Genomic DNA, 13,430 nt, shown 5'->3' on the forward strand with positions numbered 1-13,430 from the left:
CTTCAGCGTGCCGCCGTCCTCCCGCTGGCGTGCCTCCGGCGCGCTCCCGTCGCGCTCCCGTCGTGCAATGGATCACCCCGCTCTCTGGCGTGCATGTGCATTCCGCCCCTCCCCGGCCGCCGCCAGGGGTGCGCTGCGCGAACGGGCGGAGCTCAGTCCTCCCAGTCGAGTTGGGATTCCGGTATGCCGATGCCGCGGCCGTAGGCGGCGACCTCGGCGCGTCCCGCCGGGTCGCCGCGCGGGTAGCGGAACACGCGGTCGGCGAAGACCACGAACGCGTCGGCCGCGGTGTTGTAGTTGACGTACCAACCCCCGCTCGGCGCGAGGCAGTCGGCCAGCGCCGCGGCCAGCCGCTCCGCTTCCGCTTCCGGGGCGCGGAAGTCCAGCAGCGTCCACTGGGTCGGCTGCCCCTCGGCCGCACCGGTCACCGCGATCCGCCGCACCGTCGACACCTGCAAGGGCACGCCGTCGAGCGCCGACCCGACCCGAAGGCTCTCCCCGATCAGGACCCCACGCAGCATCTCGCCGACCTCGCCCTGCTGACCGTTCATCCGCCCACGCACCTCCAACACCATCGATCTCTCCGACTCGTTCGCCCGCTTACCTCCACATTTCCGAGCGTATGTGCGAACCGGTGCGCCAGGGAAGAGGAACCGTGCATGATTCGCTCGTTTGAGCGAATATGCGAAACGTGCAACCACCTACCCCGGGCTCCGCGCCCGCCCTCGAAGCCCGACTCACGGCCTTCCTGAGGCGGTACGAACAGGCCAACAACAGTCATCGGGTCGACCGCGTGCTGCCGATGATCGCGGAGGACGCCGTCTACTGGTTCACCGACGGCTCCTTCCACGGCGTCCCCGAGATCGCGACGGCGATCCAGCGGACCTTCGACGCCATCCAGGACGAGAACTACGAGATCCGCGACCTCGAATGGCTTGTTCTCGGCGTCGAACACGCCGTCTGCCGCTACCGGTTCCGCTGGACCGGAACGGTTGACGGCCGCTCCCGATCCGGTCAGGGCCGGGGCACCAACCTGATCGTCAGACGCGATGGCGAGTGGAAGATCCTCCACGAGCACCTGAGCGCGTGAGTGTGCCGCCGCTCTACGGATGCGGCGCGGTCCTTCCGGGTCACTGCTCGGCGACGGGGCGGTCCGCCGTGTCCAGCCACACGTGCGACCCGTGCGGCGTGACCGTCAGGCCGAAGCGGTCGATGGTCGGGTGGTCCTGGGAGCGCCACCAATGGACGGCGGACTCGACCTCGTCCCACAGCCGGCGGGGGCCGAACTGCCAGACCGGCGAGGCCGGTTGACCGTCGCGGAAGGCGACGACCGCCCAGGAGGGGTCAGCCAGGCCGTAGAACCAGACGGGGCGGGTGTCGCCGCGCTTCTCGGCGGCGGCCTGGACGCAGCCGGGCACCCGTAGCCCGAGGACGAAGGGGACGGTGCCGGAGCCGTCGCCGAGCAGGTCCTCCTCCGTGCGGGTCGTGGTGGACGGGTCGGCCAGGTCGGTGCCCTCCGGTGGGACGCGGTCGCCGTGCCGGAGGGCCGTCCGCTGGGCGCGCATCTTCATGAACTCCACCCGGCGGGTGAAACGCCCCGAGGCCGCCCCGTCCGCGACCTCCAGCCGGACCACGGCGTCGGCGTTGCCGAAGCGGGTGCCCCACGGGGCGACGATCGCCCCGCCCGGCGCCGTCTGCTCCACCCACGTGTACGGGATCTCGCGCACCCCGCAGGTCGCGATGATCCGGTCGTACGGTGCCCGCGCCGGGTGCCCGGCGAACCCGTCGCCGCTGATCACGGCGGGGCGGAACCCGGCGCGCTCCAGGGTGCCCCGGGCTGTTGCCGCCACGCCCGGGTCCACCTCGACGGTCGTCACGTGCGCGTCGCCGAGCCGGTGGGACAGCAGCGCCGCGTTCCACCCCGTGCCGGTGCCGACCTCCAACACGGTGTTGCCGTCGGCCACTTGCAGGTCGCCGAGCATGGCGGCCACGACCGACGGCATCGAAGCGGAGGAGGTGGACACGCGCCCTGGTGCGGTCCCTTCGTGTTCCCCGTCGTCCCACTGCGTGACGACGGGCACGTCCGCGTCGGCGAACGCCCGCCAAGCCGCCGGGTCCTGCGTGCGCACGACGGGTACGGCCCTGCGTTCGGCCATGTCGTACGGCCACATCAGGTCCGGCAGGAACGCCGAACGCGGCACCGCCCGGAAGGCGTCCTTCCACCCGGGTGCCAACTCGTCGCCGCGCCACGCGGGCAACGGCCGGCCCGCCGCGGACCGGCCTCGCGCTGCTTCCACCGCCGTCACTTGCGGTGCGTTCCGTCCCCGGGCGGCGTCGTCCCGTCCGGACTCGGCGGCTCCTCCGGCGGCGTCCACGGCGTCCCCGGGTGCCCATCACCCCCGTCGCCGGCGGTAACCCTCGTGGTCCTGTCCATGGTCCTCAACTCCCCAGCTCACTTCGGGTGTTCGGTCCCTTTCACGGTAGGCGCCCCGAAGTCGCCTTCCTACCCCGTTTCCTGTTCGCGCAAGAATTCGTCTCTGATCGCTTGCAGCGCAGTCCGCATTTCCTCGCCGGAGAGTGCTGCGTGAAAGAAGCCGCTGAACGTGTCGACGTACTCCTTGATGTCCCGGGGGTCGGTCACCACGACCTCGGCGTGGACGGTCTCGACCGTGACCAGTTTCTCGTCCCTGATCACAAAGGAGTGGGAGGGAAAGTCGCTCTGGCGCGCCGACTGGGAAACGACGCGTATGTCAACGGTGGGAAGCCGGGACAGCGAGATCAGCCGGTCGATCTGGCCGGCCATGACGGCTGATGAGGCGATCCGCCAGCGGCACACCGACTCGGTGATGACGAAGCGTAGTTCCTTGGTGCTGTCGTAGAGGACTTGCTGTCGGTCCAGTCGGGCGGCCAGCGTGCGCGCCTGCGAATCCGCGGTCAGTCCATACCTGGCTATCACCGCCCTGATGTACTCAGGGGTCTGGAGAAGCCCGGGGATGAGCGCGGGCTGGAAGACCCGTAGCAGAGCCATCTGCCGATCCAGCGCCTGAACCTGCTGCTGACCTTTGTGGAACCCGGTGCGCGCCAGAAGCCGCCACGCGATGACCTCGGTGGCGGCGGTTCTGGCCGCCTCCATGTATTCGGCTGTGGCCTGTTCGGAGACGCCGATGGCCGTGAGGATGCTCTGCACGTCTACGACGCTCGGGGTGAGCTTCCCGGTCTCGATCTTGCTGATCTTGCTGGCGGACATGGAAGCGCTACGGGCAACCGCCTTGGCCTCCTTTCCGGATGCCTTACGCAGTTCCCGTAGCGCTGCCCCGAGTTCGGTCTTTCTCACTCTTCCCCGTACTGCTCCCACCACGTCACGAACGGCCGCGCATGACGGAGCGCCCTGTTCCGGTGCTCGACGAACTCCGCTGCTCTGGCGGGCGGGAGGACCTTGGCGCCGAGGAACCCACCTGACGTGTCGTAGTTCATCGTCGCCGCCTCTTCATCGTCGAACAACCAGAAGTCCCCTACTCCGTCGAGCGGGTTGGCTTTCCCGGTCGTGTCGAGGATGAAGAACTCCTCGCCCGCGGTCGCGTTCTTCCGGTAGCCCCAACCCAGCTCGAACCGAAGATACGGAGTCAGGGGGCGGCTGAGTACGTGCACCCGGTAGATCCGCTTGCCGACCGATGCCGCCGCCCGAACCTCTTCCACCCAATCGGCGTTGTAGTCTGCCGGTTGGGGATCGCCGGAAACATACTGTCGAAAGGCGTCGACATTACCGGACCCGCTGTAGTCGTCCAGCGTCTCGAGCCGGAACGCCTCGCGCTTGAAAGAGTCGAAGAGGTCGCCGAGAGACCTAGAAGACACCATCGGCGATGGCCTTCTTCAGCAGTTCCACCGGAATTTCTACGACTCCCTCGCCTTGCGGCATGGTGAGCCCGTGCTCGTCTCCCGTGTAACCCTGGACCAGGAGCGTGCCCCTGTCGGTCTGGTAGAGCGTCGGGCAGTCCTTCTTGTCACAGATCTTGGCGAGCACGGTGACCTGCATCGGCATCCCCTTTCCGGTGGTGTGCTGTCGATGCTCCGGGCTACGCGAGTGCCCGGTCAAGGCCGGGTATGTGCCGGAACGGGAAACCCGCGGAGTTGCGGCAGACCGCAGCGCACGTGACCGCCTGCCGTCATGTCAAGGAACGCATGACGGCAGGGGCTCGGGCCGGGCGCATGGGGCGGGTCGGGTCAGGCGGTGAGGGTGTCGGTGTCCTTGTAGGTGACGCCGTCCTTCATGACCAGCAGGACGTTCGCGGGGTCGCCGAGGGAGCCGATGTCCTCGAGCGGGTTGCCGCGGGCGATCACGATGTCGGCGCGCTTTCCGGGCTCCAGGGTGCCGATCTCGCCCGCGCGTCCGAGGAGTTCAGCCGCCTCGCTGGTCCCGGCCAGCACCGCGCCCATCGGGGTCATGCCGCACTCCACCAGGTACCCGAGTTCCCGCAGGTTGGTGCCGTGCTCGGCGATGCCGCAGTCGGTGCCCATCGCGACCCGCACCCCGCGCTCGATGGCGCGCGGGATGTGCCGGCGCGCGACCTCCTGCCAGTGCTTCTTCTTCGCGTACGCCCAGGGCGCGGCCTTCGCCGGGTCCGGGTCGGTGTTGGCGGTGCTGAGGGTCGGGACGAGGAAGGTGCCCTGCGCCAGCATCAGGTCGATGGCCTCGTCGTCGATCTCGTAGCCGTGCTCGATGCTGGCGACGCCGCCGCGGACGGCGTTGAGTATCCCGTCGCGGCCCTGGGCGTGGGCGGCGACCTTCTTTCCCCGGTGGCCGGCGGCGATCTGCGTGATGGTGCGGATCTCGTCCTCCAGGAAACCGTCGTCGTCGGGCTGGTCGGTCGGGCTCCACACGCCGCCGGTCGCCGCGATCTTGACGCAGTCGGCGCCCTGCCGCAGCACCTCCCGTACCGCGTTGCGGCACTCGGCGATTCCGTCGGCGAGCCGCGCCATGCCGTTGGCGCTGGGGCGGCTGTCGTTGCCGGCCCGGAAGTCGCCATGGCCGCCGGTCGGGCTGAGCATGGAGACCGCGACCAGCAGCCGGGGGCCGACCAGCAGACCGGATTCGACCGCCCGCCGGTGTCCGGCGTCGGCGCCGCCGAGGTCCCGCGCGGTGGTGACGCCGGCTTCGAGCGTCTGCTTCATCCGCGGCCCGGACAGGAAGGTGAGCAGGGTGTGCGGCATGGTGGCGAGCTCGGCGTGGCTCAGCGCCGAGGTCCCGGGGGCGGCCATGTGGACGTGGCAGTCGATGAAGCCCGGAAGGATCGCGTCGCCGCGTACGTCGATGCGCCGGGTGCCGGCCGGGACGGAGCACTCCCCGGTCGGGCCCGCCCACCGGACGAGCCCGTCCTGGACGAGCACCGCTCCGTCGCGTACCGGCTCACCCCCGGTGCCGTCGATGAGCAGGCCGTTGTGCAGGAGTACGGAGGTGGAGGGGGCGGGCATGCTGGGGTTCCTTCCCTGGAGTGGGCGCGCGAGGGCGGGTCGGTGGGGCAGTCAGGCAGCGGGGCAGTGAGGCGGCGGGGCAGCGGTCAGTCGACGGATGACCGGGGGCGGGCCACGACCGTCGCGGAGACCGCGACGAGGATCGAGACGCCGGCGCAGCACCACCACACGGTGGTGTAGGCGTGGATGGTCGGGATCTCCGTGCCCTTGAAGGTGATGGCGGTGAGGATGGCCGCGAAGATCGCTCCGGCGACCGAACCGCCCACGGTCTTGGCGGTGTTGTAGATGCCGGTGGCGATGGAGGTGCGCTCCTGCGGACTGGACTCGACGATCAGGACCGGCATCGCGCTGAGCGCCAGGCCGACGCCCAGGCCGTTGATGATGTTCACCACGACGAACTGCCAGGGCTTGTCGTGGGCCTCGATCAGGAAGACGTAGCCGATCGCCATGAGGACTCCGCTGACGGCGAGGACAGCGCGTCCGCCGAGGAGTTTGAAGAGCCGGGAGGCGAACAGCGAGGCGACGAAGGCCATCACACCGGACGGCAGCATCAGCCACGCGATTCCCAGGGCGTCGTACCCGAATCCGTAGCCGAGCTTGTCACCGGGGGAGGAGACGAAGAGGACCGCGGCGGTCTGGGCGCCGAAGAGCGCGGTGCCGAGCAGGAAGCTCGCCGCGTACACGGGGAACAGGGTGCGCCGCACGGAGAGCCGGATGTCGACGATCGGTTCGGCGACGCGGAGTTCGACCAGCACCCAGGCGACCAGCGTGAGGGCGGCGACGGCGAACAGCGTCATGGTGTACGCGTCGGTCCAGCCCCACTTGGGGCCCTGGGAGATGCCGAGCAGCAGGGTGGCGAGTCCGACGCTGAGGAGTCCGGCGCCGACCCAGTCGACCTTGCCCTGGGCGCGCACCTTCGACTCGGGCACGAGGAAGAAGACGACTCCGGCGCACAGGACGGTGACGGCGGCCGGAATCCACAGCACGCCGTGCACGGAGGAGATGGCCTGCCGCAGCAGTCCGGCGACGACCATGCCGGCGCTGGCGCCGAAGGTCAGCGCGCCGACGAGCATGGCGATGGCGCTGCGGCCGCCCGCGGTGTCCAGCCGGTCGCGGACCAGGCCGATCTCCAGCGGCAGCAGCGCGGCGAGCGGGCCTTGCAGGACCCGGCCGACCAGCAGCACCTCGAACGAGGGAGACAGGGCGACCAGGACCGAGCCGGCGGCGAGGCACAGGACGGCGATACGGAGCAGCCGTCTATGGCCGTACATGTCCCCGAGGCGGCCGAACAGCGGCACGGAGACCGCGGCGGCGAGGAGCTGCGCCGCGTTGACCCAGTTGAGGTCGCCCGCGCTGACGTGCAGTACGGAGCCGAGTTCCGGCAGCAGGGCCGGCATCATGCCCTGGATGATGCCGCTGGTCAGCTCGACGAAGACCAGGAAACCCACGACCGCGGCGACACGGGCGCCGTCGAGGCCGGGAGCGTCGGCGCCCGCGGTGGGCTGGGTACGCAACATGGGTTCTCCACTTGGGCACGGCCGCGCGCGCAGGCGACACGGCAGAGGGTGAGGTGAGGGTTTCGGGGTTTCGGGCGGAGCCGGGGGCGCCGCTTTCCGGGTGGCCGGGATCGGCGGGCCGGTGCTGGAGCGGCAGGCGCAGGTGCAGGTGTTGGAGCGGCCGGGGTCGGCGGGCGGTGCTGGGTGACCGGGGTGACCGGGGTGACCGGGGTGACCGGGGGTGGCCGGGGTCGGCCGGTCGGTTCCGGAGTGGCAGGTACTGGAGTGGCCGCGGTCAGGCGGCGGTACTGGGGTGGCCGGGGTCAGGCGACCGGCTGCCGGCCGGCGTCGTTGAGCATGCGGGACACGGCCCTGATCACGGCCAGGTCGGCCGGTCCCGCAGTGATGCCGAGAGCGGCCAGCGCGGCCTCGGCACCGTCGTCGCCGTCGCCGTCGCCGGGTGCGCGCGCGGGTGGCGCGGCGGGCACGGGTTCCGGCCGGGTGTGCTCCGGGTCCCGGAGCGGGGCGGGCCGTTGCCGTGGGTCCGGCGCGGCCCGGCGCAGATGCCAGGTGGTGGCGGACTGGAAGGTCTCGCCCGCGGCGATCAGGGTGTGCTCGCCGCCGCGACGAGCGACCAGTTGGAGGGAGAGCGGGAGCCCGGCCGGGTCGGCGCCCATGGGCAGCGCGAGGGCCGGGAAGCCGGTGGGGTTCCACACCGCGGTGAGGTTGAGCTCGTCACCGGGCGCGGTCTCCTGGGTGTACGGGCGCGCGCTTGCGGGCCAGGTCGGGGTGGCGATCAGGTCCACACCTCCGGGTCCGTCCATCCGCTCCAGCAGCAGCGCGGTGAGCCGTTCGCGGTTGTGCTGGACGCGCAGGTAGACGTGGGCCGGCAGGAGCGCCCCGGCGGCGGCCAGCCGGCGAAAGCCCCGGCCGTGCCCGTCCCAGTCGGCGGCGAGCCGTTCGCCGTGGACGGCGAACGCCTCGGCGAGCATGGTGACCGCGTTGACGGCGAGCAGCGCGCCGAACTCCGGAAGCTCGAACTCCCGCACCTCGGCGCCGAGTTCGCGCAGCGTCCGCAGGGCGTCCTGGAACGCGGCGCGGCACGGCGGCGTGATCGCCGGCCCGTCGAGCAGCCCGAACGGTACGCCGACGCGCAGCCCGCGCACTCCTTCGGCGGTGGGCGTGCGCGGCGCCTGCCCGGTCATCGCGTCCAGCAGGAGCCCGCAGTCGCGGGCGCTGACCGCCATCGGGCCCAGTACGTCCTGGGAGGGGCTGAGCGGCACGCAGCCGTCGTTGGGCAGCAGCCCGGAGGTGGTCTTCAGGCCGGTGGCGCCGCAGAGCGCGGCGGGCAACCGCACGCTGCCTGCCGTGTCGCTGCCGAGGGCTCCCAGGAAGAGCCCGGCGGCGATGCCCGCGCCGTTGCCGGTGCTCGATCCGCCGGTCCACCGCTCCGGGTCCCACGGGTTGCGGGGCACCGGGAACGGATGGGCGGGGTCGGGGCGGCCCATGGCGTACTCGACCATGGTGGTCTTCCCGAGGACCACCGCTCCCGCCGCGCGCAGCCGGGCGACGGCCGGCGCGTCGCACCCGCGCCACCAGAGCGGGTCGTGGACGGGGCTCTGCGCGGTGGGCGACCCCTCGACGGTGGCGAGGTTGTCCTTGACGGCGAGCGGCAGCCCGTGCAGGGCGCCGCGCTCACCCGCCGGGACACGGTCGGCGGCGTCGGCGGCCGCGAGCGCCTGTTCCGGGAAGCGCGTCACGTACACACCGAGCAGCGGATCGAGCAGTTCGGCGTCGGCGAGCGCGGACTCGACGAGTTCACGGCTGCCGACGGTGCCCGACTGCAGAGCCGAGGCGGCCTCGGCGAGGGTGGCGAAAGGCTGCGGCACGCGGCACCTCGGGGCTGGGGATGTGGCTGGATTCACTGGATTCGGTGAAGTACGGCGATGCTAGTCTCCGATCAGAAAGCGGCCACGGATTGCATGTTTCTGTCAGATGCCGAGGCTGAATCCGGTTTTTTCCCACAGCGCCCCGGGGGCACGGACCCCAAAGGACTCCTTCATGGCTGAAAACCTGCCCTCGCTCAGCGAGCTGGACCTCGCCCTGGTCAACGCCCTGCAGATCAATCCACGCGCGCCCTGGATCGATCTGGCCAAGGCGCTGGACGTGGATGCCGCGACCGTGGCCCGGCGGTGGGAGCGGCTGCGGGCGGCCGGGCACGCCTGGGTGACGGCCTACCCGTACGGCGGCTCCGGCGCCGGCGCGCTGATCGAGATCGACTGCGCGCCCGGGCAGGCCGGAGCGGTGGCGGAACTGCTGTCGGCGGACCCGCACGCGGTGACCGTGGAGCACGCGGCGGGCGGTCGCGACCTGCTGGTCACCGCGATGGCCACCAGTTTCGGCGCGCTGTCGGGCTACATCGTGGACCGGCTCGGCACGATCCCCGGGATCACCGCGACCCGGGCGCACCTGGTCACCCGCAGCTACACGGAGGGCAGCGTGTGGCGGCTGACCAGTCTGAGCCGCTCGCAGCAGGAGGTGCTGGCCGCTTCCCGCCGGTCGGCCCTGGGGGACGGGCAGCCGCTGCCCGAGTACGCCGAGCTCGTCACGGCGATAGGGGAGAACGGCCGGATGTCGCTGAGCGAGCTGGCCGCGGAGCTCGACGTGTCGGTGAACACGGCGAGCCGCCGGCTGAACCGGCTGCTGGAATCGGGCCGGCTGGTGCTCCGCTGCGACCTGGCCCGCTCGCTGTCCGGTTCACCGGTCGCGGTGACCTTCTTCGGCTCCGCGCCCGCCGAGCACCTGGACGCCACCGCGCGCGAGCTGGCCAAGCTCCCGGAGATCAGGCAGTGCCTGGGACTGGCCGGGCCGCAGAACCTGATCGCGACGGTCTGGGTCGCCTCACTGGTCGACGCCCAGGCCCTGGAGGTGCGCCTCGCCACCACCCTGCCGCATCTGCGCATAGTCGACCGTGCGGTCGCGCTGCGTGCGGTCAAGCTGATGGGACGCCTGCTGGACCCGGACGGCCGCGCGATCGGGTTCGTGCCCATCAACCTCCTGGAGTGACAGCCGGCCGCGCGCTCACGATCGCGGTGGCGCGTCAGCCGCGGTCAGACGGTGGGAAGTTCGCCGGTGCGTATCGCGGTGATGAACGCGGTCCAGGCGGTGGGCGTGAAGGCGAGAGCGGGGCCGTGGGGGTTCTTGGAGTCGCGGACGGGGACGGTGCCCTGCACGGCGAGGCGGGAGGGCGCCCACTCGACGCAGTTGCCGCCCTCGCCGCCGCTGTAGCTGCTCTTGATCCAGGCGGTGCCGGTGGGGTCGGGGGTGTGGCTCATCTGGTGTGCTCCTCCGCGATGCTTCGGATGAGGGACAACGAGTCCTGCGGGGACGCGGCCGCGGCGCGGAGCCGGTCGTACGCCGTCCTGGCGCTCTCCACCGCTTCCGCTGACTCGTCCACATGTCCCGCGTTGCGGGTCTCGGAGTACACCACCCGCGTCCCGTCCCATGACGACAGTAGGATAAAGGGCGCGGAAGATGTCGGGGCTCCCGCCGAGAAGGGCAGGACCTGCACGGTGATGTGCGGGTTCGCCGCCCGCAGCACCAGGTGCTCCAACTGCGCGGCCATCACGGCCCGTCCGCCGACCTCCGTGCGCAGCACTGCCTCGTGCAGGATCACCCACAGCAGCGGTGGCCGCTCGCCCTCCATCACGCGGTACCGCTGCCGCCTCGCCTCGACCCGCGTCTCGATCTGCCCGTCGTCCTCGCGGGGGTTGGCCGCGCGGAAGGTCGCCTCCGCGTACTCCGGAGTCTGCAACATGCCCATCAGTAAGGTGCTTGAGTAGTCGCAGATCTCCTTCGCGCCCTGCTCCAGCTTCACGTACGGCACGAACCAACCCGCGTGGCCGCGCTCGGTCACCCGCTCCCGTAACCGCGTGAAGAAGCCCGACGTCCCGAAGATGCGGTCGCACGCCTTCACGAACTGCTCCGACGCGAGGAGCTGCCCGCTCTCCACCCGGGTCACGTAAGGCCGTTCGTACCCCGTCTGCTCGGCGAGCTGCTGCTGCGTCAATCCCAGGTGCTCCCGGGCGAATCTGACCTCCTGGCCCAGATACGCCGCGCCGTCCTTCCGGCCTTGCTGCCACCGGTCCTTCTCCTGAATGTCCGTCACTTCGGCACCCCCGAAACGTCGATGGTTCCGAACCGTTCGGAACCAGTTCACCCCTGGTCGGCCAGGGCCGTCCCCGCAAAGCTGACCGAGACGGGCCGACCTCGGAAGGACGATCGTCCGATTCCCTCCGCATTTGAGAGCTTATGGGCCGATCGAGCCCGCAGGGAAGGAAAACGAACGCAATTAGCCCTTTCGAGCTAACGTTCGATATCTGCCGCTCCGTCATGCCTCCCCGACACCTCGTCATGTCCTCCCACACCGCCTGGACATGCCGCGGCCCCCGCCCTCCGGGGTGAGCCGGGGGACAGGGGCCGAGGTCGCGGTCGAGCGGGGAAGCGGTCGAGCGGGGAAGGGGTCGAGCGGGGAAGCGGGGAAGCGGGGAAGCGGGGGAAAGGCGTCAGGCGCCCGGGCGGACGGGGATGGAGGTGAAGGTGGGGGAGGGGGCGGGGTCCTGGAAGAAGTCGTTGCCCTTGTCGTCGACGACGACGAACGCCGGGAAGTCCTCGACCTCGATCTTCCAGACGGCCTCCATCCCGAGTTCCGCGTATTCGAGGACGTCGACCTTCTTGATGCAGTCCTGGGCGAGGCGGGCCGCAGGGCCGCCGATGGAGCCGAGGTAGAAACCGCCGTGCGCGGCACACGCGTCGGTGACCTGCTGGGAGCGGTTGCCCTTGGCGAGCATGACGAACGAGCCGCCGGCGGCCTGGAACTGCTCGACGTACGCGTCCATGCGGCCGGCCGTGGTGGGTCCGAAGGACCCGGAGGCGTAACCCTCGGGGGTCTTCGCGGGGCCCGCGTAGTAGACGGCGTGGTCGCGCAGGTACTGCGGCATCCCCTCGCCCGCGTCCAGCCGCTCCTTGATCTTGGCGTGCGCGATGTCGCGCGCGACGACCAGCGGCCCGGAGAGCGAAAGCCGGGTCTTGACCGGGTACTTGGTCAGCTCGGCGCGGATCTCGTCCATCGGCCGGTTGAGGTCGATGCGGACCACGTCGTCGTCGAGGTGCTCGTCGGTGGTCTCCGGCAGGAAGCGCGCCGGGTCGGTCTCCAACTGCTCCAGGAAGACACCCTCCGCGGTGATCTTCGCGAGCGCCTGGCGGTCGGCGGAGCAGGACACCGCGATCGCCACCGGGCAGGACGCGCCGTGCCGCGGCAGCCGCACCACGCGCACGTCGTGGCAGAAGTACTTCCCGCCGAACTGCGCCCCGATCCCGATCTTCTGGGTCAGCTCGAAGACCTGCTGCTCCAGCTCCTTGTCCCGGAAGCCGTGCCCGGCCGGGGACCCTTCGGCGGGCAGCTCGTCGAGGTAGTGCGCGGAGGCGTACTTCGCCGTCTTCAGCGCGAACTCCGCGCTGGTGCCGCCGACCACGATCGCCAGGTGGTACGGCGGGCAGGCGGCCGTACCCAGCGAGCGGATCTTCTCCTCCAGGAAGCGCATCATCGACGCCTCGTTCAGCACCGCCTTCGTCTCCTGGTAGAGGAAGGACTTGTTGGCGCTGCCACCGCCCTTCGCCATGAACAGGAACTTGTACGCGCCGCCGTCGGTGGCGTACAGCTCGATCTGGGCGGGCAGGTTGGAGCCGGTGTTCTTCTCCTCCCACATGGTCAGCGGGGCCATCTGGGAGTAGCGCAGGTTCAGCTTGGTGTACGCGTCGTAGATGCCGCGGGAGAGCGCTTCCTCGTCGCCGCCCTCGGTCAGCACCTGCTGGCCGCGCTTGCCCATCACGATCGCGGTGCCGGTGTCCTGGCACATCGGGAGCACGCCGGCCGCCGCGATGTTCGCGTTCTTCAGCAGGTCCAGGGCGACGAAGCGGTCGTTCGGGCTGGCCTGCGGGTCGTCGAGGATGCGGCGGAGCTGGGCGAGGTGGGTCGGGCGCAGGTAGTGCGAGATGTCGTGCATGGCCTCGGCGGCCAGACGCCGCAGCGCCTCGGGCTCCACCTTCAGGAAGGTGCGGCCGTCCGCCTCGAACGTGCTGACGCCTTCGGCGGTGACCAGGCGGTACGAAGTGGGGTCCGCACCGAGCGGAAGCAGATCCGTATAGGTGAACTCGGGCATATGCGGCAATCCTCACTCGGCTGCGTCGACGCTGAAGCATATTCAGAGTAATTCCCCCGCACCCCGCCTCCGCCGCGGGGCCGGGTCCCCCGGCGGAGGGCCCGCCGGGCGTCGCGGGGGGTCCTGGCCGAGGTGATACGGGGCGCCCTCGCCGAAGCAGGTGCGGGCCGATTTCCCGCGCCCCCTAAGGGAGCGCTCAGGGGGCCCTCGGGGTAGTCGCGATCTATCGCGTCTGTGGACGGCT

At 70.8% G+C, this 13,430-nt stretch carries 13 protein-coding genes; 2 read left to right on the forward strand and 11 right to left on the reverse strand.

The window, feature by feature from the left end:
- Window positions 1-152 precede the first annotated feature (152 nt).
- Window positions 153-551 (reverse strand): hypothetical protein, encoded by a 399-nt coding sequence (locus tag AB0399_RS11605; RefSeq protein ID WP_366411111.1) that lies wholly within the window; start codon window positions 549-551, stop codon window positions 153-155.
- Between the two features lie 140 nt (window positions 552-691).
- Here AB0399_RS11605 and AB0399_RS11610 point away from each other — a divergent pair, with 140 nt between their 5' ends.
- Window positions 692-1,090 (forward strand): DUF4440 domain-containing protein, encoded by a 399-nt coding sequence (locus AB0399_RS11610; protein WP_366411112.1) that lies wholly within the window; start codon window positions 692-694, stop codon window positions 1,088-1,090.
- Window positions 1,091-1,130: 40 nt separating this feature from the next.
- Here AB0399_RS11610 and AB0399_RS11615 read toward each other — a convergent pair whose 3' ends face one another.
- The 7 genes from AB0399_RS11615 to AB0399_RS11645 form a co-directional block, all read right to left on the reverse strand.
- A complete protein-coding gene (locus tag AB0399_RS11615; protein WP_366411113.1) occupies window positions 1,131-2,297 on the reverse strand; it encodes a methyltransferase domain-containing protein in 1,167 nt (388 codons plus the stop codon).
- Window positions 2,298-2,503: 206 nt separating this feature from the next.
- On the reverse strand, window positions 2,504-3,334 hold the full coding sequence (locus tag AB0399_RS11620) for a helix-turn-helix transcriptional regulator (RefSeq protein ID WP_366411114.1): 831 nt from the start codon (window positions 3,332-3,334) through the stop codon (window positions 2,504-2,506).
- Window positions 3,331-3,855 carry a DUF6879 family protein gene (locus tag AB0399_RS11625; RefSeq protein ID WP_366411115.1) on the reverse strand — a complete coding sequence of 175 codons (525 nt, stop codon included), beginning with the start codon at window positions 3,853-3,855 and terminating at the stop codon, window positions 3,331-3,333. The genes AB0399_RS11620 and AB0399_RS11625 overlap by 4 nt, the downstream gene beginning before the upstream one ends.
- A complete protein-coding gene (locus AB0399_RS11630) occupies window positions 3,842-4,033 on the reverse strand; it encodes a hypothetical protein (protein WP_366411116.1) in 192 nt (63 codons plus the stop codon). Before AB0399_RS11630 ends, AB0399_RS11625 begins: the two co-directional genes overlap by 14 nt.
- A 188-nt stretch (window positions 4,034-4,221) precedes the next feature.
- Window positions 4,222-5,469: an amidohydrolase family protein gene (locus AB0399_RS11635; RefSeq protein ID WP_329365367.1), complete on the reverse strand. Its 1,248-nt coding sequence runs from the start codon at window positions 5,467-5,469 to the stop codon at window positions 4,222-4,224.
- A gap of 86 nt (window positions 5,470-5,555) precedes the next feature.
- Window positions 5,556-6,986 carry an MFS transporter gene (locus AB0399_RS11640; protein ID WP_366411117.1) on the reverse strand — a complete coding sequence of 477 codons (1,431 nt, stop codon included), beginning with the start codon at window positions 6,984-6,986 and terminating at the stop codon, window positions 5,556-5,558.
- Window positions 6,987-7,288: 302 nt separating this feature from the next.
- Window positions 7,289-8,854, reverse strand: a complete 1,566-nt coding sequence (locus tag AB0399_RS11645; RefSeq protein ID WP_366411118.1) for an amidase — start codon at window positions 8,852-8,854, stop codon at window positions 7,289-7,291.
- A gap of 172 nt (window positions 8,855-9,026) precedes the next feature.
- Between AB0399_RS11645 and AB0399_RS11650 the strand changes: the two genes are divergently transcribed.
- Window positions 9,027-10,031: an Lrp/AsnC family transcriptional regulator gene (locus AB0399_RS11650; RefSeq protein ID WP_329365361.1), complete on the forward strand. Its 1,005-nt coding sequence runs from the start codon at window positions 9,027-9,029 to the stop codon at window positions 10,029-10,031.
- Between the two features lie 44 nt (window positions 10,032-10,075).
- Here AB0399_RS11650 and AB0399_RS11655 read toward each other — a convergent pair whose 3' ends face one another.
- The 3 genes from AB0399_RS11655 to AB0399_RS11665 form a co-directional block, all read right to left on the reverse strand.
- The gene (locus AB0399_RS11655) at window positions 10,076-10,300 is read right to left on the reverse strand and encodes a DUF397 domain-containing protein (protein WP_366411119.1); all 225 of its coding nucleotides are present in this window, start codon (window positions 10,298-10,300) and stop codon (window positions 10,076-10,078) included.
- Window positions 10,297-11,133, reverse strand: coding sequence for a helix-turn-helix transcriptional regulator (locus tag AB0399_RS11660; RefSeq protein ID WP_366411120.1), 837 nt, complete (start codon window positions 11,131-11,133; stop codon window positions 10,297-10,299). Before AB0399_RS11660 ends, AB0399_RS11655 begins: the two co-directional genes overlap by 4 nt.
- 397 nt (window positions 11,134-11,530) lie before the next feature.
- A complete protein-coding gene (locus AB0399_RS11665; protein ID WP_366411121.1) occupies window positions 11,531-13,186 on the reverse strand; it encodes a fumarate hydratase in 1,656 nt (551 codons plus the stop codon).
- Window positions 13,187-13,430 lie beyond the last annotated feature (244 nt).

The organism is Streptomyces sp. NPDC088194 (assembly GCF_040702025.1).
GTDB lineage: Bacteria > Actinomycetota > Actinomycetes > Streptomycetales > Streptomycetaceae > Actinacidiphila.

Coding starts and splice junctions, on each gene's coding strand:
- AB0399_RS11605 (WP_366411111.1), bottom strand. CDS start 551: ATGAACGGTCAGCAGGGCGAGGTCGGCGAGATGCTGCGTGGGGTCCTG.
- AB0399_RS11625 (WP_366411115.1), bottom strand. CDS start 3,855: ATGGTGTCTTCTAGGTCTCTCGGCGACCTCTTCGACTCTTTCAAGCGC.
- AB0399_RS11630 (WP_366411116.1), bottom strand. CDS start 4,033: ATGCAGGTCACCGTGCTCGCCAAGATCTGTGACAAGAAGGACTGCCCG.
- AB0399_RS11635 (WP_329365367.1), bottom strand. CDS start 5,469: ATGCCCGCCCCCTCCACCTCCGTACTCCTGCACAACGGCCTGCTCATC.
- AB0399_RS11640 (WP_366411117.1), bottom strand. CDS start 6,986: ATGTTGCGTACCCAGCCCACCGCGGGCGCCGACGCTCCCGGCCTCGAC.
- AB0399_RS11650 (WP_329365361.1), top strand. CDS start 9,027: ATGGCTGAAAACCTGCCCTCGCTCAGCGAGCTGGACCTCGCCCTGGTC.
- AB0399_RS11655 (WP_366411119.1), bottom strand. CDS start 10,300: ATGAGCCACACCCCCGACCCCACCGGCACCGCCTGGATCAAGAGCAGC.
- AB0399_RS11665 (WP_366411121.1), bottom strand. CDS start 13,186: ATGCCCGAGTTCACCTATACGGATCTGCTTCCGCTCGGTGCGGACCCC.